General features: G+C 73.7%; 18 protein-coding genes. 8 read left to right on the top strand and 10 right to left on the bottom strand.

What is annotated here, in order from left to right; all coding sequences use genetic code 11:
- Nucleotides 1-69: 69 nt before the first annotated feature.
- A complete protein-coding gene (locus ABZ858_RS03315) occupies nt 70-354 on the bottom strand; it encodes a GlsB/YeaQ/YmgE family stress response membrane protein (protein ID WP_361371872.1) in 285 nt (94 codons plus the stop codon).
- Nucleotides 355-654: 300 nt separating this feature from the next.
- Here ABZ858_RS03315 and ABZ858_RS03310 point away from each other — a divergent pair, with 300 nt between their 5' ends.
- Both ABZ858_RS03310 and ABZ858_RS03305 read left to right on the top strand, forming a co-directional pair.
- Nucleotides 655-1,065, top strand: coding sequence for a DUF3099 domain-containing protein (locus ABZ858_RS03310; protein WP_361371869.1), 411 nt, complete (start codon nt 655-657; stop codon nt 1,063-1,065).
- Nucleotides 1,066-1,277: 212 nt separating this feature from the next.
- A complete protein-coding gene (locus tag ABZ858_RS03305) occupies nt 1,278-1,499 on the top strand; it encodes a hypothetical protein (RefSeq protein WP_361371866.1) in 222 nt (73 codons plus the stop codon).
- Nucleotides 1,500-1,514: 15 nt separating this feature from the next.
- On the opposite strand, the gene moaA is transcribed toward ABZ858_RS03305, so the two are convergent.
- The 3 genes from moaA to ABZ858_RS03290 all read right to left on the bottom strand — a co-directional run bounded on the left by moaA (nt 1,515) and on the right by ABZ858_RS03290 (nt 4,659).
- On the bottom strand, nt 1,515-2,504 hold the full coding sequence (gene moaA, locus ABZ858_RS03300) for a GTP 3',8-cyclase MoaA (RefSeq protein WP_361371863.1): 990 nt from the start codon (nt 2,502-2,504) through the stop codon (nt 1,515-1,517).
- 161 nt (nt 2,505-2,665) lie between these two features.
- A complete protein-coding gene (locus ABZ858_RS03295; protein ID WP_361371860.1) occupies nt 2,666-4,306 on the bottom strand; it encodes a cation acetate symporter in 1,641 nt (546 codons plus the stop codon).
- The gene (locus ABZ858_RS03290; RefSeq protein ID WP_361371857.1) at nt 4,303-4,659 is read right to left on the bottom strand and encodes a DUF485 domain-containing protein; all 357 of its coding nucleotides are present in this window, start codon (nt 4,657-4,659) and stop codon (nt 4,303-4,305) included. The genes ABZ858_RS03295 and ABZ858_RS03290 overlap by 4 nt, the downstream gene beginning before the upstream one ends.
- A 278-nt stretch (nt 4,660-4,937) precedes the next feature.
- On the opposite strand from ABZ858_RS03290, the gene ABZ858_RS03285 reads away from it, so the two are divergent.
- Both ABZ858_RS03285 and ABZ858_RS03280 read left to right on the top strand, forming a co-directional pair.
- Nucleotides 4,938-6,464, top strand: a complete 1,527-nt coding sequence (locus ABZ858_RS03285) for a S8 family serine peptidase (protein ID WP_361371854.1) — start codon at nt 4,938-4,940, stop codon at nt 6,462-6,464.
- A 96-nt stretch (nt 6,465-6,560) separates the two neighbouring features.
- Nucleotides 6,561-7,958: a CoA transferase gene (locus tag ABZ858_RS03280; RefSeq protein WP_361371851.1), complete on the top strand. Its 1,398-nt coding sequence runs from the start codon at nt 6,561-6,563 to the stop codon at nt 7,956-7,958.
- Nucleotides 7,959-8,034: 76 nt separating this feature from the next.
- On the opposite strand, the gene ABZ858_RS03275 is transcribed toward ABZ858_RS03280, so the two are convergent.
- The gene (locus ABZ858_RS03275) at nt 8,035-9,081 is read right to left on the bottom strand and encodes a zinc-dependent alcohol dehydrogenase family protein (protein WP_361371848.1); all 1,047 of its coding nucleotides are present in this window, start codon (nt 9,079-9,081) and stop codon (nt 8,035-8,037) included.
- 512 nt (nt 9,082-9,593) lie between these two features.
- Between ABZ858_RS03275 and ABZ858_RS03270 the strand changes: the two genes are divergently transcribed.
- The 4 genes from ABZ858_RS03270 (at nt 9,594) to ABZ858_RS03255 (ending at nt 12,699) form a co-directional block, all read left to right on the top strand.
- Nucleotides 9,594-10,589: a DEDDh family exonuclease gene (locus tag ABZ858_RS03270; protein WP_361371845.1), complete on the top strand. Its 996-nt coding sequence runs from the start codon at nt 9,594-9,596 to the stop codon at nt 10,587-10,589.
- A 145-nt stretch (nt 10,590-10,734) separates the two neighbouring features.
- Complete coding sequence (locus tag ABZ858_RS03265; RefSeq protein ID WP_361371842.1) at nt 10,735-10,968, top strand: hypothetical protein; 234 nt, start codon at nt 10,735-10,737, stop codon at nt 10,966-10,968.
- Nucleotides 10,969-11,026: 58 nt separating this feature from the next.
- Nucleotides 11,027-11,851, top strand: coding sequence for an SURF1 family protein (locus tag ABZ858_RS03260; protein WP_361371839.1), 825 nt, complete (start codon nt 11,027-11,029; stop codon nt 11,849-11,851).
- Between the two features lie 92 nt (nt 11,852-11,943).
- On the top strand, nt 11,944-12,699 hold the full coding sequence (locus ABZ858_RS03255) for an SDR family oxidoreductase (protein WP_361371836.1): 756 nt from the start codon (nt 11,944-11,946) through the stop codon (nt 12,697-12,699).
- 116 nt (nt 12,700-12,815) lie between these two features.
- On the opposite strand, the gene ABZ858_RS03250 is transcribed toward ABZ858_RS03255, so the two are convergent.
- The 5 genes from ABZ858_RS03250 to ABZ858_RS03230 all read right to left on the bottom strand — a co-directional run bounded on the left by ABZ858_RS03250 (nt 12,816) and on the right by ABZ858_RS03230 (nt 19,650).
- Entirely contained in the window at nt 12,816-13,631 is an 816-nt protein-coding gene (locus tag ABZ858_RS03250; protein ID WP_361371833.1) for an enoyl-CoA hydratase/isomerase family protein, read from the bottom strand.
- 174 nt (nt 13,632-13,805) lie between these two features.
- Nucleotides 13,806-14,027: a helix-turn-helix domain-containing protein gene (locus tag ABZ858_RS03245; protein ID WP_003976983.1), complete on the bottom strand. Its 222-nt coding sequence runs from the start codon at nt 14,025-14,027 to the stop codon at nt 13,806-13,808.
- Nucleotides 14,028-14,380: 353 nt separating this feature from the next.
- The gene (locus ABZ858_RS03240; protein ID WP_361371830.1) at nt 14,381-15,979 is read right to left on the bottom strand and encodes an ABC-F family ATP-binding cassette domain-containing protein; all 1,599 of its coding nucleotides are present in this window, start codon (nt 15,977-15,979) and stop codon (nt 14,381-14,383) included.
- A gap of 214 nt (nt 15,980-16,193) precedes the next feature.
- Nucleotides 16,194-17,486, bottom strand: a complete 1,293-nt coding sequence (locus ABZ858_RS03235) for a hypothetical protein (RefSeq protein WP_361371827.1) — start codon at nt 17,484-17,486, stop codon at nt 16,194-16,196.
- Between the two features lie 1,036 nt (nt 17,487-18,522).
- Nucleotides 18,523-19,650 carry a hypothetical protein gene (locus ABZ858_RS03230; RefSeq protein ID WP_361371824.1) on the bottom strand — a complete coding sequence of 376 codons (1,128 nt, stop codon included), beginning with the start codon at nt 19,648-19,650 and terminating at the stop codon, nt 18,523-18,525.
- Nucleotides 19,651-19,767: the final 117 nt, after the last annotated feature.

Raw genomic sequence — 19,767 nt, 5'->3', positions numbered from 1 at the left:
GGACACGCGCGAAGGGGGGCGGCCCGGCCGGGCCGCCCCCCTTCGCGCGTGTCCGTCCGGCCGCGTCGGCTACACCCGTTCGCCCCGCCGCCGGTGCCCCCACAGCGCCATGTACGCCATGTCGCCGACGGCCACGATGACGATCGCGGCCACCAGCTGGAAGAGGTGCCGGGTCCAGTCGATGCTGCGGGTCTCGGCGACACCGACCACGCGGGCGACCGCGTTGCCGACGATGGCGCCGAGCATGCCGAAGATCGTGGTCAGCCACAGGGGGCTGTGCTGCTTGCCGGGGATGACCGCCTTGGCGATCAGACCGAGAACGAGACCCACGATGATCGCCCACAACCAGCCCATGGCTGCCTCCTCGTCCGGCTCGACGTGAGCATTACGGCAAGTGTCGGCGGGCCTGCCGTACGCCGCCTGCCGGGTACGGCCGTACGCGTGGTGCGCAGGGCGCGTACGGCGGGTGCGCGGGGCGCGCCCTGGCGGGGGTGCGTGAGCCGTTCGCGCAGGCAGGGGCGTGACCCGCCCTCGAATGCGGGGTGGGCGCGGCGTACCGTGGAGTCGTACCTGGTGCGGGACCGGCGCCGTCGGCCGGCCGGGAACCGGATGCGGGCCGAAGGGCTGTCCGATGCGGGCGATGGGTGGAATGTGATGCGGAAGCAGCATGGCGGTGGCCACGTCGAGGTGTTCCGGATCACGGGAGCCCGGACCGGTCTGCAGGAGGACGTGCGCGGCCGCCAGCGCCGGTACGTCATCTCCATGGCCGTCCGTACGCTCTCGGTGCTCCTCGCGGTGGTGCTGTGGAACGTCGAACGGTACGTCGCGATCGTGGCACTGGTGCTCGGCGCGGTGCTGCCCTATGTCGCCGTGGTGATCGCCAACGCCGGGCGGGAGAACGCGCCGAACCTGCCGTCGACGTTCGTCACCCTGCCCGCGAAGCCGATGATCACCGCGCCGCGGGGCACGGAGGACGGCTTTGCGGAATCCGTTCCGGAGGACGGGCCGCGCGGCCCGGCGGCGGACGCGCCGGGCGCGGCGCACGAGTCCCGTGACGGAGCGTGACCGGCGACGGCTGCCGGACTCCCGTGGGGTCTCCGCGTGAAGCTCAAGAAAAGCTCAGATCAATCATGTTGTTCCAGTGCCGGGCGACGGGTCACCCGTGACATACTTCGTACGCGCTCCGCATCCCCCGTCGGAGCGACAGACCGACGCCGGGCAGCTCCCCCCGTGGCTGCTCGGCGTCGCCTTGTGCGCAGTGGCTGTGAGACGAACCTGTGACTGACGAGACCGCCCCGATCTGCTCCGCCAAGGGCTGCCGTGCCGCCGCCGTGTGGGTGCTGGCCTGGAACAATCCGAAGCTGCACACGCCCGAGCGGCGCAAGACGTGGCTGGCGTGCGAGGAGCACCGGGAGCATCTGTCGCAGTTCCTCGGCGTACGGGGTTTCCTCAAGGACGTGGTCCTGCTCGCCGAGTGGGAGGCCCCCGAAGGGGCTTGACCCCTCGGTCCCCTGCTAGCCGCCGATCGCGGACATCGGGCGGTCCGGCTGGACGAAGGACGGGTCGTCCAGGCCCGCGCCGGCCTTCTTGCCCCACATCGCCAGCCGCCAGATGCGGGCGATCTCCTCGTCGGGGGCGCCCGAGCGCAGGGCGGCGCGCAGGTCCGTCTCCTCGGTGGCGAACAGGCAGGTGCGGACCTGTCCGTCGGCGGTGAGGCGGGTGCGGTCGCAGGCCGCGCAGAACGGGCGGGTGACCGAGGCGATGACGCCGACGCGGTGCGGGCCGCCGTCGACGAGCCAGCGCTCGGCCGGGGCGGAGCCGCGCTCGCCGGCGCCCTCGGCGGTCAGCTCGAAACGGGTGCGCAGGGAGGCCAGGATGTCGCCCGCGGTGACCATGCCCTCGCGCTTCCAGCCGTGCTGGGCGTCCAGCGGCATCTGCTCGATGAACCGCAGCTCGTAGTCGTGCTCCACGGCCCAGGCCAGGAGGTCGGGCGCCTCGTCGGCGTTGAGCCCTGGCATCAGGACCGAGTTCACCTTGACCGGGGTCAGGCCGGCCTCGCGGGCGGCGTGCAGTCCCTCGATGACGTCCTTGTGGCGGTCCCGGCGGGTGAGGGTCTTGAAGACGTCCGGGCGCAGGGTGTCCAGGGAGACGTTGACCCGGTCCAGGCCGGCCGCCTTCAGGGCCGGCGCGGTGCGCTTGAGGCCGATGCCGTTGGTGGTCAGGGACATCTGCGGGCGGGGCTCCAGGGCCGCGACGCGCTCGACGATGCCGGGCAGGCCGGGGCGCAGCAGGGGCTCGCCGCCGGTGAAGCGGACCTCCTCGATGCCCAGGGAGGTGACCGCTATGCCGATCAGGCGGACGATCTCGTCGTCGGTGAGCAGGTCGGGCTTGGCCAGCCACTGCAGGCCCTCCTCGGGCATGCAGTAGGTGCAGCGCAGATTGCACCGGTCGGTGAGCGAGACTCGCAGGTCGGTGGCCACCCGGCCGAAGGTGTCGATGAGCACGTGCGCCCCCTCCCTCGTCGCGGATCAGTGATGTGCCGTCTCCTGCGAGCCTACGCGACCGCACCGACAAGAACACCGGCCCGATCCGACGACGTGGGACGCGGCCGTGTCGTAGATCCCTACGACACCCGCGGCCGCGTCCCGGGAGGGGCGGGCCGGGGTCAGTGCGCTCCGGTGCCGGTCAGCGACCTGACCTCCAGTTCCGCGTACTTGGCGGCGTCCGGTGTCTCCTTGGACAGCAGGGTGCCGACGGCGCCCAGCAGGAAACCGACCGGGATGGAGATGATCCCCGGGTTCTCCAGCGGGAACCAGTGGAAGTCGGTGTGCGGGAACATCGAGGTGGGCTTGCCCGAGACGACCGGCGAGAACAGCACCAGGCCGACCGCGGTGACCAGGCCGCCGTAGATGGACCACAGGGCGCCGGCGGTGGTGAACCGCTTCCAGAAGAGGCTGTAGAGGATCGTGGGCAGGTTGGCGGAGGCGGCGACCGCGAAGGCGAGCGCGACCAGGCCCGCCACGTTGAGGTCCCGGGCGAGGGCGCCCAGGACGACGGAGACGGCGCCGATGCCGACGGTCGCCCAGCGGGCCGCGCCCAGTTCCTGCTTCTCGGTGGCGGTGCCCCGCTTGATGACGTTGGCGTAGATGTCGTGGGCGAAGGAGGACGAGGAGGCCAGGGTGAGGCCGGCGACGACGGCGAGGATGGTGGCGAAGGCGACCGCCGAGATGGAGGCCAGCAGGATCGCGCCCCAGGTCGAATCGGTCCCGCCCAGGTGCAGGGCGAGCAGGGGCGCGGCCGTGTTGCCCGCCTTGTTGGAGGCGATGATCTCGCCCGGCTCGATCAGTGCGGCGGCGCCGAAGCCGAGCGCGAGGGTCATCAGGTAGAAGGCGCCGATCAGGCCGATCGCCCAGATCACGGACTTGCGGGCGGCCTTGGCGGTGGGGACCGTGTAGAAGCGGATCAGGATGTGCGGCAGTCCCGCGGTGCCGAGCACCAGGGCGAGGCCGAGCGAGAGGAAGTCCAGCTTGGTGGTGCCGGTGGCGCCGTACTTGAGTCCCGGCTCCAGGAAGGCGGTGCCCTTGCCGCTGGTGTGGGCGGCGCTGCCGAGCAGGCCGGAGACGTCGAAGTCGAACTTGAGCAGTACCAGGAAGGTCAGCAGGACGGCGCCCGCCATCAGCAGTACGGCCTTGACCATCTGCACCCAGGTGGTGCCCTTCATGCCGCCGATCGTGACGTACACGATCATCAGGACGCCGACCAGGGCGACGATGCCGATCTTGCCCGCGTCGCTGGTGATGCCCAGCAGCAGGGAGACCAGGACGCCCGCGCCGGCCATCTGGGCCAGCAGGTAGAAGATCGACACGACGATGGTGGAGGTGCCGGCGGCGGTGCGGACCGGGCGCTGGCGCATGCGGTACGCCAGGACGTCGCCCATGGTGTAGCGGCCGGAGTTGCGCAGCGGTTCGGCGACCAGCAGCAGGGCGACCAGCCAGGCGACCAGGAAGCCGATGGAGTACAGGAAGCCGTCGTAGCCGAAGAGGGCGATGGCGCCGGCGATGCCGAGGAAGGAGGCGGCGGACATGTAGTCGCCGGAGACGGCCAGGCCGTTCTGGAAGCCGGTGAACTGCCGTCCGCCCGCGTAGAAGTCGGCGGCGTCCTTGGTCTGGCGGCCGGCCCGGACGGTGATGACGAGGGTAGCGGCGACGAACACCGAGAACAGGGTGATGATCAGCGTACGGTGCTCGCTCGCGGCGCCGCCGGCGGCCAGCAGGGTGTGCGCGGCGGGGTGCGCGGCCGGGGTCATGCGCCGCCCTCCATCCGGGACTTGATGGCCTCGGCCCGCGGGTCGAGCTTCGTGGCGGCGTGCCGCGCGTACCACCAGGCGATGAGGAACGTGGTGAGGAACTGGGCGAGGCCCAGGACGAGGGCGACGTTGACGTTGCCGACGACCCGGGTGCCCATGAACCGGCCCGCGTAGTTGGACAGCAGGACGTAGAGCAGGTACCAGGCGATGAAGGCGACGGTCAGCGGGAAGGCGAAGGCCCGTTGGGAGCGGCGCAGTTCACCGAACTCGGCGCTCTCGCGCACCGCGGCGAACTGCTCGGCGCCGGGGCCCTGGGGCTGGGTCTTGGGGGGTGGCGGTGTCTCGGTGGCCACGTCGGTCTCCTCGTTCGCGAATGCGGATGGCGCGGATTGCGGCAGGGGGCTCGATGGTCCCGGGACCTCTGTCGAAGGTCCACGGCGCCACGCGCGGGCCGGTTCAAGTCCTATGAGCCGTTTTCGCAAGCGGACTGGACGAGTCATTGCCAAGTCATTGCTGACCGGTGAGACGGCAGGATAGCTTCGCCCTGCGCCACCCGTCATGTACCTGCCCGAACAACACGCCTGTGTTCTCGGGCAGTTCTGTATCCGGACGATGATGATGTGGAGACCCCATGGCTCATCCGCGTTCCAGACGCCGACTCGCCCTGGCCGTACCGGTCGTGCTCGCGCTGACCGCCTCGCTCGGTTCCCTCCCGGCCGCGGCCTCGGCGTCGCCCCGGGCGCAGCCCACCGGCACCGGGGCCGACGCGGCCCCGCTCAGCTATGTCGTCGACGTCCGGCCGGGGCACGGTGTCCCGGCGCGGGTGAGGAACGCGATCACCAGGGCGGGCGGCACGATCGTGACGGCGTACGACCGTATCGGCGTGATCGTCGTCCACTCCGCGAACCCGGACTTCGCGAAGACGGTCCGGAGGGTGCCGGGGGTGGACGCGGCGGGCGCCACGCGCACCGCGCCGCTGCCCGCCCAGTCGACCACCGACGTGGGCACCCCGCAGCCGCTCACCGCCGCCCAGCTGGCCGCGGCGCGGGGCCGGGCGGCCGCCGGGCAGGACCCGCTGGAGCCGCTGCAGTGGGACCTGCCCGCCATCAAGGCGGACAAGGCGCACGAGAAGACGCTGGGCAGCCCGAAGGTCACCGTCGCGGTCATCGACACCGGCGTGGACGACACCCACCCGGACATCGCGCCCAACTTCGACCGCGGGGACTCCGTCAACTGCGTCTCCGGCAAGCCCGACACCACGGACGGCGCTTGGCGGCCCAGCGCCTCCGAGAGCCCGCACGGCACGCACGTGGCCGGGGAGATCGCGGGTGCGAAGAACGGCGTCGGCATCACGGGGGTCGCGCCGGGGGTGCGGGTGGCCGGCATCAAGGTCGCCAACCCGGACGGGTTCTTCTACACGGAGGCCGTGGTGTGCGGCTTCGTGTGGGCGGCCGAGCACGGCGTCGACGTGACCAACAACAGCTATTACACCGACCCCTGGTACTTCAACTGCGCCGACGACCCCGACCAGAAGGCGCTCGTGGAGGCCGTGCGGCGGGCCTCGCAGTACGCGGAGAGGAAGGGCACGGTCAACGTCGCGGCGGCGGGCAACGAGAACTACGACCTGGCGTCCCGCTCGATCACCGACCCCTCCTCCCCGAACGACTCCACCCCCGGCGGCCGGGTGATCGACCCGCACAAGTGCTACGACATACCCACCCAGTTGCCCGGTGTCGTCACGGTCGCGGCGACCGGCGCCAAGGGCGTCAAGTCGTCCTTCTCCAACTACGGCCTCGGGGTCATCGACATCGCGGCGCCGGGCGGCGACTCGACGGCCTACCAGAAGCCCGACGCCCCGGCGACCAGCGGCCTGATCCTGGGCCCGCTGCCGGGCGGCACCTGGGGCTACATGGCCGGTACGTCGATGGCGAGCCCGCATGTGGCGGGTGTGGCCGCATTGATCAAGTCAACGCATCCGCACGCGTCCGCCGCCCTGGTGAAGGCGCTGCTGTACGCGGAGGCGACCGGCACGCCGTGCACGAAGCCGTACGACATCAATGGGGACGGCAAGGTGGACGCGGTCTGCCAGGGCGTCCGGAACTACAACGGCTTCTACGGCCGGGGCACGGCGGACGCGCTGGCCGCGGTGACCTGGTAGCCGACCGCCCCACGGTGGCCGCCCGTCTCACGGTGGCCGGCCTCCCCTCGGCGGCCGCCCCGCAAGTTGATTCAATCAATACTGCATAGTGCGGTCATGACTGACATCGCGTTCGCATGGTCCGCGCTGGGCGGCGACCCCGCCCTGCTGCGGCGGATCACCACGGTGGAACGGGAGGGCGCGCTGCGGGCGCGCCTTCCCGTACGGGAACTGGCCCGCGCGTGCGTGGGCGCGTGCGCGCTGGCCGCCGCCGAACTGGCGGCGCGGCGCGCCGGGCGCGCCGGGGTGCCGGCGGTGCGCGTGGACGACGGGGCGCTGGCGACCGCGTTCGTCAGCGAGCGGCATCTGCTGATCGACGGGCGGGCGCCGGTCACCTTCGCCCCGCTGTCGCGGTTCTGGCGGACCGCGGACGGCTGGGTGCGCACGCACGCCAACTATCCGCACCACCGCGCCCGGCTGCTGCACGCGCTGGGGCTGCCGCCGGGCGCGACGGAGCGTGAGGTGGCCGGCCGGCTCGCCGAGCGGTCCGCGCTGGACGTCGAGGAGTGCGTGTACATGGCCGGGGGGCTCGCGGTCGCGCTGCGCACGCCCGCCGAGTGGGCCGCGCACGAGCAGGCGGCCGCGGTGGCCGCCCGCCCGCTGATCGGCCGCGAGCGCCTCGACGCGGCGCCCGCGCGCGTGTTCCCGTCCCTGGCCGGCGCCCCCGTCCTGCCCGCCGCCGGGCTGCGCGTCCTGGACCTGACCCGGGTCATCGCCGGTCCCGTGGCCACCCGCACGCTCGCCCTGCTGGGCGCGGACGTGCTGCGCGTCGACCCGCCGCACCTGCCGGAACTGGCCGACCAGCACGCGGACACCGGGTTCGGCAAGCGGTCGGCGGCGCTGGACCTCGCGGCCGGCCGCGCCGCCTTCGAGGAGCTGCTCGCCGGGGCGGACGTCGTCGTCACCGGCTACCGGCCCGGCGCCCTGGACCGGTACGGGCTCTGCCCCGAGGCACTGGCCGAGCGGCGGCCCGGACTGGTGGTGGCCCAGTTGTCGGCGTGGGGCGACTACGGGCCCTGGGCCGGGCGGCGGGGCTTCGACAGCCTCGTCCAGGTCGCCACCGGCATCGCGGCCGTGGAGGGAACGGCGGAACAGCCGGGCGCGCTGCCCGCGCAGGCCCTGGACCACGGCACGGGCTATCTCCTCGCGGCGGCCGTGCTGCGGGCGCTGACCGAGCAGTCGTACGAGGGCGGCACCCGCGTCCTGCGGGCGGTACTGACCCGGACGGCGGCCTGGCTGACGGGCGGCGACGCCACCGGCACGGCGACCGGCCCTTCGGCCACCACCTCGGTCGAGTCCGCCCCGTACGACAGCCCGGAACCGTGGCTGGCCGAGACGGCCGGCCGCCTCGGCACCCTGCGCCACGCCCTCTCCCCCGTCACCTTCGCCGACGGCCCCACCGACTGGGCACACCCGCCGGTGCCGTGGGGGACGGATTCGGCACGGTGGTGGTGAGCGGGGCGCGGTGCTCCCGCAGCCCCGTACTCCCGTGCCCCGGGGCGCACCCCCGTGCCCCGGGACCCGTCGGCGGTCAGGTCGTCGTGACCAGTACCTTCAGCGCCGCGCGGTCGTCCATGGCGCGGTAGCCGGCGGGGACGTCCTCCAGGCCGACGGTCATGTCGAAGACCGGTGAGGGGTCGATGGTGCCGTCGAGGACGTCGGGCAGCAGCTCGGGGATGTAGGACCGGACCGGGGCGACGCCGCCGCGCAGCGCGATGTTGCGGTCGAACATGACGCCGAGGTCCAAGCCGGTGCCACTGCCGTGCGGGACGCCGACGAAGCCGATGGCGCCGCCGTCCCGGGTGATGTGGACCGCCGTGCGCATCGACTGCTCGGTGCCGACCGCCTCGACGACGGCGTGCGCGCCCTGGCCGCGGGTGAGTTCGCGGACCGCCTCGACGGCGGCCTCGCCGCGTTCGGCGACGACGTCGGTGGCGCCGAAGCGGCGTGCGATGTCGGTCCGGGCGGAGTGGCGGCCCAGGGCGATGATCCGTTCGGCGCCCAGCCGCCGGGCGGCGAGCACCGCGCACAGCCCCACCGCGCCGTCGCCGACGACCGCGACCGTGGCGCCGGGCCGCACGCCCGCGCCGAGGGCCGCGTGGTGGCCGGTGCCCAGGACGTCGGAGAGGGTGAGCAGCGCGGACAGCAGGCGGTCGTCGGAGACCGCCTCCTTGGGCAGCCGCACCAGGGTGCCGTCGGCGAACGGCACCCTCACGGCCTCGCCCTGACCGCCGTCGTAGCCCACGGACCCCCAGAAGCCGCCGTGCTCGCACGAGGTGGTCAGGCCCTCGCGGCACTGGTCGCAGACGCCGTCGGACCACATGAAGGGCGCGACCACGAGGTCACCGGGCCGCACGCCGGTCACGTCGCCGCCGGTCTCCTCGACCACGCCCAGGAACTCGTGCCCGATGCGCTGTCCGGGCTGCCGTGCCGCCTCGCCGCGGTAGGCCCACAGGTCGCTGCCGCAGATGCAGGCGCGCAGCACCCGCACCACGGCGTCGGTGGACAGCCGTGTGATCGGCTCGGGCACGTCCTCCACCCGCATGTCGTACGGGGCGTGGATGGTGGTGGCGCGCATGACGGGTCCTTCTCGCTGTTCGTTCGGTGTGACGGCCGCGGCCGACGAGCGGCCGGGCGCATCTCACCGTACGTCGTCGCCGTCCTCCCTCGCGCACCGACGTGCCCGTGACCAGCGGAGTCCGCCGAGGCGGGAGCCGAGGACAGGGCGCCACCGTGCGACTCGTCGTGGGTGATGTCGCGCGTCTCGTCGTGCGTCTCGTCGTGCGTCTCGTCGTGCGTGGGTCCGGTCACCGCCAGGGGGATCACACGGCCGTGCCCGATTCCGCTTCGACCGGTTCCTTCGGCCCGTTCCCTCAACCGCTTCCCGCCGTGGGGGCCTTGTCGTGGCCCGGTGCCGGGGGGTTCGCGCGGGTGGCGCCACCGGCGTGAACTCCGGGGCGCGACGGACTCTTTCGCGCCCGGGTGTACGGGACCGGAGCCGGCGGTGGCCTGCGGGGACCGTTGTCCCGGGGGTCCGGGCGGCCACCTGGCGGGCCGGAGTGTCAGTCATGGCCCGTATCCTCAATGACCATGCTGGAAGACCGCACCCTCGCAGGGCCCTCCCCCGCACCGTGGCCGGTCGCGTATCCGCAGGGATACGCGGTCGTTGACGTGGAGACCACCGGCCTGGCCCGGGACGACCGCATCATCTCCGCGGCGGTCTACCGGCTGGACGCGCGCGGCGAGGTCGAGGACCACTGGTACACGCTGGTCAATCCGGAGCGGGACCCGGGGCCGGTGTGGATCCACGGACTGACCAGCGATGTGCTGGAGGGCGCGCCGCTCTTCACGGACATCGCCGAGGAGTTCGCCGTCCGGCTGGCCGACCGGGTGCTCGTCGCGCACAACGCGGTGTTCGACTGGCAGATGATCGCCCGCGAGTACGCGCGCGCGCAGCGCGAGGCGCCGGTGCGGCAGCGGCTGTGCACCATCGCGCTCTCCAAGGAGCTGCGCCTGCCGCTGCCCAACCACAAGCTGGAGTCGCTGGCGGCGCACTTCGGCGTCGTACAGCAGCGGGCGCACCACGCGCTGGACGACGCCCGGGTGCTGGCGGAGGCGTTCCGGCCGAGTCTGCGGGCCGCGGCGGCGGGCGGGGTGCGGCTGCCGCTGCTGGAGTGCCGGCCGCTGACGGAGTGGTCGGACCGGCCCGTGCCCCGGCAGCAGTCGGGGGGCTACAGCGGGTACGGCGGTTACGGCGCGGGCAGTTGGCGTCCGTCCCGGAAAAGGCCCGCATGCCCTCATCCCAACCCGGGACGCTATGAACCGGGCAAACGCCTCAAACAGGGTATGCGGGTCGCCTTTTCCGGTGACACCTCCACCGACCGCGAACTCCTGGAGGACCGGGCGACCGAGGCCGGACTGCATGTCGCCACCAGCCTGTCCCGGCTGACCAGCCTGCTCGTCACCAACGACCCGGACTCGGGCACGTCGAAGACGGCCAAGGCCCGCCAGTACGGCACTCCGGTGGTGGACGAGGCGGCGTTCGGGCAGCTCCTCGGGGACGTGGAACCGGCGGACGGGGCCTGACGGGGGCGGCGCCCGCGCGGCGGCGACCGCGCGGTCCGCGGGTGCGTGCCGGGGGCGGCCCGGCCGGGGCGCGTACGGGTGATTGCCGGACGACTCGCCCGCCGCCCGCTCGCCCGCGCGGCGGCCACGGCTCACCCTGTGGCGCATGGCGAGATGTGAGGTATGCGGCAATGACTACGGCATGACCTTCGAGATCCATGCCCAGGGAGCGGTGCACGTCTTCGACTGCTTCGCCTGCGCGATCCACCGCATGGCGCCGATCTGCGAGCACTGCCGGGTGCAGATCATCGGCCAGGGCGTCGAGGTCGAGGGCCACTGGTACTGCGGCGGACACTGCGCCCGCGCGGAGGGGAGGGCCGGCATCGTCGACCGTGTCTGAGGGCCGCCCGGACACCCCTGCCGAAAACACCCCACGGACGGAGAGGTACCGTCGTGGGGTGTACCGCTTCCTGTTGACCCGCCAGTGGGTGATCCTCACGATCATCGCGATCGCACTGATCCCGACGATGATCTGGCTGGGTTTCTGGCAGTTGCACCGCCACGACCACCGGCAGGCGCTGAACAAGGTGATCGCCGCCTCGCAGGCGGCCGAGCCGGTGCCGGTCGAGACACTGGCCTCGGTCGGCGGTTCGGTCGCGCACGACGACATGTACCGCCGGGTGACGGCGCGGGGCCACTTCGACACCGCGCACGAACTGGTGGTGCGCCGGCGCACCAACGCCGATGACAAGGTCGGCTACCACGTGCTGACCCCCTTCGTCCTGGACGACGGCAAGGTCCTCCTCGTCAACCGCGGCTGGATCCCCTCACCCGACTCGCAGACCGCCTTCCCGCAGATCCCGGCGCCCGCCCGGGGCGAGGTCACCGTCACCGCCCGCCTGATGCAGGACCAGACGACGGCGGCGAGCGGCATCAAGAACGTCAAGGGACTGCCGGACCGCCAGATCATGCTGATCAACAGCGCGCAGGTCGGCTCGCTGCTGCGCGACACGGGCGACCCCTCCGCCAAGGAGGTGCTCGGCGGCTACGCCGAGCTGCTGTCCCCCGCGCCCGCGGGCGGCAGCCCCGAACCGGTGCCGGCGCCCTCGGGCGACACGAGCTGGATCGGCGTCGAGGACGTCAACCTGCCGTACGCGGTCCAGTGGTGGCTGTTCGCGGCGTGCGTGCCCGTCGGCTGGCTGATCCTGGCCCGCCGCGAGCTGCGGGACCGCGGGCCTGCCGCCGAGGACGCGGCGCGGGAAGCGGAACCCGCCGCCGTCTAGCTCTCTCCCCGGCCCGGTCGTCTAGCTCTCTCCCCGGCCCGGTCCTCCCCCGCTCTCGCCCGGTACGGGGCCGACCGGGCAGGATAGGGGTCATGGATCTTGGACTGAAGGACCGGGTGTACGTCGTCACCGGGGCCACCCGCGGACTCGGCGGTGCCGCCGCGCGCGAGCTGGTCGCGGACGGGGCGAAGGTCGTGATCAGCGGGCGGGACGAGCAGCGGGTCGCCGACGCGGCGGCCGCACTGGGCCCGAACGCGGCCGGGGTGGCCGTGGACAACGCGGACGACGGTGCTCCGGAGCGGCTGATCGCGGCCGCGCGCGAGCGGTTCGGCGGCTTCCACGGCATCCTCGTCAGCGTCGGCGGCCCGCCGCCCGGCTTTGTCGCGGACAACACCGACGAACAGTGGCGGTCGGCGTTCGAGTCGGTCTTCCTCGGCGCGGTCCGGCTGGCCCGGGCGGCGGCCGCGGAGCTGGAGGCCGGCGGTGCGATCGGCTTCGTGCTGTCGGGTTCGGTGTACGAGCCGATCCCCGGGCTGACCGTCTCCAACGGCCTGCGGCCCGGTCTCGCCGGGTTCGCCAAGTCCCTCGCGGACGAGCTGGGGCCGCGCGGCATCCGGGTCGTGGGGCTGCTGCCCGGCCGTATCGACACCGACCGGGTCCGCGAGCTGGACGGCCTCTCGGCGGACCCGGCGGCGACACGGACGGCGAGCGAGTCGCGCATCCCGCTGCGGCGGTACGGCACGCCGGAGGAGTTCGGGCGCACCGCCGCCTTCGTGCTGTCCCCGGCGGCGTCCTACCTGACGGGACTGATGCTCCCGGTGGACGGCGGGTCACGGCACGGCTTCTGACGCCACGGGAGCCTGGAGCCTTCGGCGCCCGCCGCGAGGCCCCCAGGGCGGTCGCGTCGCGCGAGCCCCGGGCGGCCCCGGGTTCGCGGCGGACGCCGAAGGCGGACGTCCTCTTCCTATTCGCCGAGGCCGGCCAGGTCGCGCAGGCGGCGGGCCTGGGACTGGCGTTCGGCGGTGCGCTGCTGCTCGTACGTGCGGTCCCGGGCGCCCTGGAGCAGGGCCTTGGTCTCGATGACCGCGCTGCGGGGCGCGGCCAGGACCGCCGAGGCCAGGTCGCGTACGGCGTCGTCCAGGTCGTCGCGGGGCACGGCGAGGTTGGCCAGCCCGGTCGCCACCGACTCCTCGGCGGTGACGAACCGGCCGGTCAGGCAGATCTCCAGCGCGCGGGCCTGGCCGACCAGGCCCACCAGCGGGTGCGTGCCGGTGAGGTCGGGGACCAGTCCGAGGCTGGTCTCGCGCATGGCGAACTGCACGTCGTCGGCGACGACGCGCAGGTCACAGGCGAGGGCCAGCTGGAAGCCGGCCCCGATGGCGTGCCCCTGGACCGCGGCGACGGAGACGATGTCGCTGCGCCGCCACCAGGTGAACGCCTCCTGGTACTCGGCGATGGTCGCGTCCAGTTCGGCGTCGCCGCCGCGCGCGAGGTCGAGGAAGGACGGCTCGCCGTCGAAGCCCTCGGGAGTGAACGCCTGCCGGTCGAGGCCGGCGGAGAACGACTTGCCCTCGGCACGCAGCACCACGACGCGGACGGAGCCCGGCAGCAGCCGTCCGGCCTCGGTGAGCGCCCGCCACAGGGCGGGGCTCTGCGCGTTGCGCTTGGCCGGATGGGTCAGCGTCACCGTGGCGATCGCGTCGTCGACGGTGAGCCGTACGCCGTCCTTGTCGAGAACCGGGTCCAGTTCCGATTCGAGTTCGTGCTCGGGCGAAGCCATGGTTACGCCTCCGATGGGTGCGGTCAGCCGGGACGCCCGGTACGAGGCCCTACGCGAACGTGGGGAAACGTGCCGGGGCATCCGTAAGTGACTGCACAGTAACCACCCGGCCGGTCGGTCGACCGACCGGGTGGTCACCTCGGAGCCGAAGCCGGAGGGACCGCCCGGGGCCGGTCAGGCCGATGTGGCCTTCTTGCCCCGCGTCGCGCCGCCACGCCCACGGAGCGTGACGCCCGACTCGCTGAGCATCCGGTGCACGAAGCCATACGAGCGGCCGGTCTCCTCGGCCAACGCCCGAATGCTCGCACCGGCGTCGTACTTCTTCTTCAGGTCTGCCGCGAGCTTGTCGCGCGCGGCGCCGGTCACCCGGCTGCCCTTCTTCAGAGTCTCGGCCACCCGTGCCTCCTCATGGGAAGTGCGCTCTGGTCCCCTCATGATCACCCCTCCGGGCCCTCATGGCCACCCATTCGGCAAGGTCCGTGAGACAGGCTGGTGACGACAGGAGCGGGTCCCCACATGCGGAATCACAGATTCCGCACGCCGCGGTCCGTACCGCCGAACGGGTTCTTCCGCGAAGTGCCAGGTCAGCGACGCACGACGGCCGAGCCCTTGGCGCATAAGGGCTCGGCCGTGAAATCCGTGGAGGACACACCCCGGTACGAGGAGATCTCACGCAGATGATGGATCACCGATGGGCCGAATGATCCATACGCTGTTGATCACGGGGCGGCCGGGCGGCCGCCGCCGGGTCAGGCGAGGGCGACGAGGTCCGCGTAGCCGGCGCCCCACAGGTCCTCGACGCCGTCGGGCAGCAGGATGATCCGCTCCGGCTGCAACGCCTCGACCGCGCCCTCGTCGTGCGTGACGAGGACGACGGCGCCCTGGTAGGTGCGCAGCGCGCCGAGGATCTCCTCGCGGCTGGCCGGGTCGAGGTTGTTGGTGGGCTCGTCGAGGAGGAGGACGTTGGCGGAGGAGACCACCAGGGTCGCCAGCGCGAGCCGGGTCTTCTCGCCGCCGGAGAGCACCCCGGCCGGCTTGTCGACGTCGTCGCCGGAGAACAGGAACGAGCCCAGCACCTTGCGGACCTCGACGAGGTCCATGTCGGGCGCGGCCGAGCGCATGTTCTCCAGGACCGTGCGGTCCGGGTCCAGGGTCTCGTGCTCCTGCGCGTAGTAGCCGAGCTTGAGGCCGTGGCCGGGGACGACCTGGCCGGTGTCGGGCTTCTCCACGCCGCCCAGCAGGCGCAGCAGGGTGGTCTTGCCGGCGCCGTTGAGGCCGAGGATGACGACCCGGGAGCCCTTGTCGACGGCCAGGTCGACGTCGGTGAAGATCTCCAGCGAGCCGTACGACTTCGACAGGCCCTCGGCCATCAGCGGGGTCTTGCCGCAGGGGGAGGGCTCGGGGAAGCGCAGCTTGGCGACCTTGTCGGACTGACGGACGGCCTCCAGGCCGGCCAGCAGCTTGTCCGCGCGGCGGGCCATGTTCTGCGCGGCGACCGTCTTGGTGGCCTTGGCGCGCATCTTGTCGGCCTGCGAGTGCAGGGCGGCGGCCTTCTTCTCGGCGTTGGCGCGCTCGCGCTTGCGGCGCTTCTCGTCGGCCTCGCGCTGCTGCTGGTACAGCTTCCAGCCCATGTTGTAGACGTCGATCTGGGAACGGTTGGCGTCCAGGTAGAACACCTTGTTGACGACCGTCTCGACCAGGTCGACGTCGTGGGAGATCACGATGAAGCCGCCGCGGTAGGTCTTCAGGTAATCGCGCAGCCAGGTGATCGAGTCCGCGTCGAGGTGGTTGGTCGGCTCGTCCAGGAGCAGGGTGTCGGCGTCGGAGAACAGGATCCGGGCCAGCTCGACGCGGCGGCGCTGACCGCCGGAGAGCGTGTGCAGGGGCTGGCCGAGCACCCGGTCGGGCAGGTTGAGCGCGGCGGCGATGGTGGCGGCCTCGGCCTCGGCGGCGTACCCGCCCTTGGTGAGGAACTCGGTCTCCTGGCGCTCGTACTGGCGCAGCGCCTTCTCGCGGGTGGCGCCCTGGCCGCTCGCGATGCGCTGCTCGTTGTCGCGCATCTTGCGGATCAGGACGTCCAGGCCGCGGGCGGAGAGGATGCGGTCGCGGGCGAGCACGTCGAGGTCGCCGGTGCGGGGGTCCTGCGGGAGGTAGCCGACCTCGCCGGAGCGGGTGATGGTGCCGCCGGCGGGGACGCCCTCGCCGGCCAGGCACTTGGTGAGGGTGGTCTTGCCGGCGCCGTTGCGGCCGACCAGGCCGATGCGGTCGCCCTTGGCGACGCGGAAGGTGGCGTTCTCGATGAGGATGCGGGCACCGGCGCGCAGCTCGATGCCGGAAGCGGAGATCACGGACAGACTCCAGGGCGGGTCGGTGGCGGGTGGGGCGGCTGAGGGCGTTCCCGCCGTCTAATGCGCGAGGAGAAAGGCCATGGGGGACAGTCTAACGGGGGTGTGCAAGCACTTTTCCCGGGTGTTTGCCACGTCACAGCCTCGGCATGAAGGCGTGAAGGCATGAAGGGGTGCCCGAGTCCGACGTGACGGCCCCGTGCCGTCGGCGCTCCGGCTAGACACCCCCCGTGTGCACCTGGAAGGCGGCCCGGCGGACGGCTTTGGCCAGGGCCGGGTCGGGGTGGGCGGCGGCCAGCGCGACCAGCACCTGCACGGTGCGGGGGTGGCCGACGGCCCGTACCTCGTCGAGCAGCGCGGGGACGGTGGGCTGCAGCGCGGACTCCAGGTGGCGCACGAGCATCGCGGACTCGCCGTGGTCGGTGACGGCGGCGGCGGTGTCCACCCACAGCCAGGTGGCCTCCTCGCGGGTGAGCACCTCGTGGGCGTCCTCCGGGTCCACACCGTCGTGCTCGGCCAGCCACAGCAGGGCGTACGGCCGCAGCGCCGGCTCGTCGAGCACGGCCCGCACCTCGGGTTCGGCGGGGCCGCCGACCACCCGCAGCGCCTCGAAGGCGAGGCCGCGCAGCAGGGCATCCTCGCCGCGGGCGGCGCCGAGGAGCTCGGTGACGGCGCTGCCGACGGGGCGGGCGGCGAGCCAGGCCCGGTACTCGGCGCGGGCCGCGTTGGGCCGTAGCTGGGCGCAGCCGCGCAGCATGTCCTCGGCCGCCTGCTCGATGTTGCCGGCGGGGCTCTGCGCGGCGACGCAGATCTGCTCCAGCTTGACCCAGACCGCCCAGCTGCCGAGCGGGGTGAGGGTGGCCTGCGGGGCGCCGTAGGTGAGGGCGCCGACGGAGGCGAGGGCGCGCAGCGCCCAGTCGAGCAGGGGGGCGAGCGCGCCGGCGTCCGCGCTGTGCGGCTCGGGGGCGAGCGCCGCGGCGGCCGGCGCTGCGGCCAGCGGCCGGACGGGCTCCAGGCGCGGGTCGTAGGGGACCTCGCAGCGTTCGGTGCGCAGCTCGGTGACGCGCTGGCGCAGGAGGTCGAGCAGCTGCTCGACGGGGACCGGGCCGGCGGAGAGCTGGAGGAAGGACAGCACCTGCGGCATGGCCGAGACGACCTCGGCGACGGCGGCGGCCTCGTGGCCTCCCGGTTCCGGGCAGGCGAGCGACCAGGCGTCGAAGAGGGCGACCCAGCCGCGCAGTACGGCGCTGTCGTCGCGGTCCCAGGCGCGCAGCCGCCAGCCGGGGCGGGCGCTGCCGCCGTGCACCTCGACGAGTCCGGCGAGGCGGGCGGTGTCCCACTCGGCGCGCACCCGGGCGGCGGTCAGGCCCAGCTCCGCGGCGGCCCGCTCGGCGGTGGCCGCGGAGAGGGTGGCCTTGCCGTCGGCGGTCGCCGCGCCGCGGCCGGGGCCGAGGGCGGTGTCCGCCCAGCGGGCGACGCGGGCCGCCCAGGCGAGGTGGGAGCGCGCCATTCCGGCCAGTTCCGCGGGGGCCGGGGTGCCCTCCGGGGGGCGCGGTGCGGGGCGGTGCGTGCGCCGCTGGTTCACAGCTCGGGGGGCGGCGGCCAGGGGTCGTGGGCGGACGAGTCGAAGCCTGGAGTCGCGCGGGATACGGGACGTCACGGGTGCAGTCTTCCGGTTGACGGTCCGAAAACCCAAACGGAATGTCACCGCGGGCAACGGACAAGGCCAACGCAGGGGTCCGGCGGGGGCCTACGCGTCCTGGCCAAGGTGGGTGTGGGAGGGGTGGGGCGGGGCTTGCTGGGGGCGGGGGGGCGCTGCGGGCGGAGGGCGTTGCGGGCCGGGGGCGGGAGGCGCCGTGGGCCGCGCTCTGGGCCGACGCGGGCCGGGGGGCCGCCACGGCCCGGAGCCGAATCCGTCGCGGGCCGGAGCCGCGGCCCGCCGCGGCCCGAGGGCAGGGGCGGCTACGGGCCCGGGACTGGAGCCGCCACGGGCCCGAGCCGGGGGCCGCCAGGGGCCTGAGCCCAGGGCCGCCAGGGCCCGGAAGACGGGGTCCGCCGCAGGCCGTGGCCGGGGCCGCCGTGAGCCGAGGGAGGGGCGCCGCAGGCCGGGCCCTGGGCCGACGCGGACCGGTGCGGGGGCCTGCCGAAGTCCGGAGCCAGAGCCCATCGCGGGCCGGAGCCGCAGCCCGAGCCAGGGCCGGCACAACCCGGAGCCCGGGCCGCCACGGCCCGGAAACCGGAATCCGCCGCAGGCCGTGGCCGGGCCCGCCGTGAGCCGAGGGGGGGCGGAGGGCGGGGGCGGCGCAGACCGAACCCTGGGCCGACGCCGCCGGGGGGAGCCCGCCACGCCCCGGCCCGGAGCCCATCGCGGGTTCAAGCGGCAGCCCCCCGCAGCCCGGAGCCGACGGCTGCCAGGTCCCGTAGCCAGGACCAACAGCAGGCCGTGGCCACGATCCGCCGCAAGCCGTGACGAGGGCCCGCCGCAGGCCATGGCCGGGGCCCGCCGCAGGCCTAAGCGGAACCGCCCCCGGTGCAGGCCCCCCGGCTCACATCAGTGGCGTGAGGAAGCGTCGTAGGGCCTCCTCGTAGCCCTGGGGGTCGGCGTTCCACATGGCGTTGTGGGGGGCCCTGGGGACGGGGTGCAGGGCGATGAGGTTGGGGCGGGCGGCGGCCAGTCGGCGGGAGGCGGACCAGGGGGCGACCTCGTCGTCCGGGCCGTGGAAGATCAGCGTCGGCATGGTGAGCCGGGTCGGGTCCGGTGTCGCGGCGGCCCCGTCGCCGTACCGTCCCGTGCGGCCCTGGGCGGCGCGCACCGCGAGCGGCAGCAGCGGGCGCGGGGTGTGCCGGGCCCGGGCCAGGGCGCGCAGCGTCGCCTCCCAGTCGAGTACGGGCGAGTCCAGGACCAGGCCGCAGATCCGGTCGCGCAGCTCGGAGTGGAGGGCGGCGCGCAGCGCCATGGTGGCGCCGGTGGACCAGCCGTGCAGGACGACCCGTTCGGCGCCGTGGCGCACGGCGTGCCGGATCGCCGCGTCCAGGTCGCGCCACTCGGTCTCGCCGAGGTGGCTCAGGCCGTCCGGCGGGCGGGGCGCGCCGAGGTCGCCGCGGTAGGCGAGGTCGAGCACCGGGAAGTGCCTGCCGTGCAGGAACCGCAGGATGTTCAGGGGGTGTTCGCGGGTGGCGCCCAGCCCGTGCACCGTGATCACCCACGTCTCGCGGACGGCCGGCACGAACCAGGCGGGCAGCACCCCGAGTTCGCCCGGGACGTCGACGTCGGCGTAGCGCAGGCCGAGGGCGGAGCGCGGGTCGCCGACGTGCAGGTTGGGGGTGAGCCAGACCTTGTCACGGGGGTGCAGCGAGCCGTGCGTGACGCGCTCCAGGCGGCGTACGACGGTGTCGGGCAGGTGCGGGGCGCCGTCGAGGACCGGCCCGACGATCGCGTGGGAGCCGTCGCCGGCCAGGCCGTAGGTGCCCGGGCGCAGGGAGGCCAGGTCGCGGGTGAGGGTGATCTGGCCGGCCGCCGTGGAGTGCACGGTGAGCCGGGGTTCGGTGGGCAGGGGCCGGCCCGGGGCCGTCTTGAGCGCGGCGTCGCTGGCGAACCGGCCCGCGGCGACGCTCGCCGCGCCGGCCGCCAGGGCCGCGGTGGCGGCAGCGGCCGCCGCTCTGACTGTGCGCACGGGTCCAGTGTCCTGGCGTACGGGTCCACCGGCCAGCGGGAGGAACGGTCGGGGTGACATGTCCTTGCGGGTTCCAGGAACGGCCGTCTTCACCCCTGCGGCTCCGGCCGCCCTCCA

The sequence above is a fragment of the Streptomyces sp. NPDC047017 genome, from assembly GCF_040644175.1.
Lineage (GTDB): Bacteria > Actinomycetota > Actinomycetes > Streptomycetales > Streptomycetaceae > Streptomyces.
This window is presented reverse-complemented; position numbering and strand designations above follow the sequence as displayed.

Coding starts and splice junctions, on each gene's coding strand:
- ABZ858_RS03315 (WP_361371872.1), bottom strand. CDS start 354: ATGGGCTGGTTGTGGGCGATCATCGTGGGTCTCGTTCTCGGTCTGATC.
- ABZ858_RS03310 (WP_361371869.1), top strand. CDS start 655: ATGCGGAAGCAGCATGGCGGTGGCCACGTCGAGGTGTTCCGGATCACG.
- ABZ858_RS03295 (WP_361371860.1), bottom strand. CDS start 4,306: ATGACCCCGGCCGCGCACCCCGCCGCGCACACCCTGCTGGCCGCCGGC.
- ABZ858_RS03285 (WP_361371854.1), top strand. CDS start 4,938: ATGGCTCATCCGCGTTCCAGACGCCGACTCGCCCTGGCCGTACCGGTC.
- ABZ858_RS03280 (WP_361371851.1), top strand. CDS start 6,561: ATGACTGACATCGCGTTCGCATGGTCCGCGCTGGGCGGCGACCCCGCC.
- ABZ858_RS03275 (WP_361371848.1), bottom strand. CDS start 9,081: ATGCGCGCCACCACCATCCACGCCCCGTACGACATGCGGGTGGAGGAC.
- ABZ858_RS03270 (WP_361371845.1), top strand. CDS start 9,594: ATGCTGGAAGACCGCACCCTCGCAGGGCCCTCCCCCGCACCGTGGCCG.
- ABZ858_RS03265 (WP_361371842.1), top strand. CDS start 10,735: ATGGCGAGATGTGAGGTATGCGGCAATGACTACGGCATGACCTTCGAG.
- ABZ858_RS03255 (WP_361371836.1), top strand. CDS start 11,944: ATGGATCTTGGACTGAAGGACCGGGTGTACGTCGTCACCGGGGCCACC.
- ABZ858_RS03250 (WP_361371833.1), bottom strand. CDS start 13,631: ATGGCTTCGCCCGAGCACGAACTCGAATCGGAACTGGACCCGGTTCTC.
- ABZ858_RS03235 (WP_361371827.1), bottom strand. CDS start 17,486: ATGGCGCGCTCCCACCTCGCCTGGGCGGCCCGCGTCGCCCGCTGGGCG.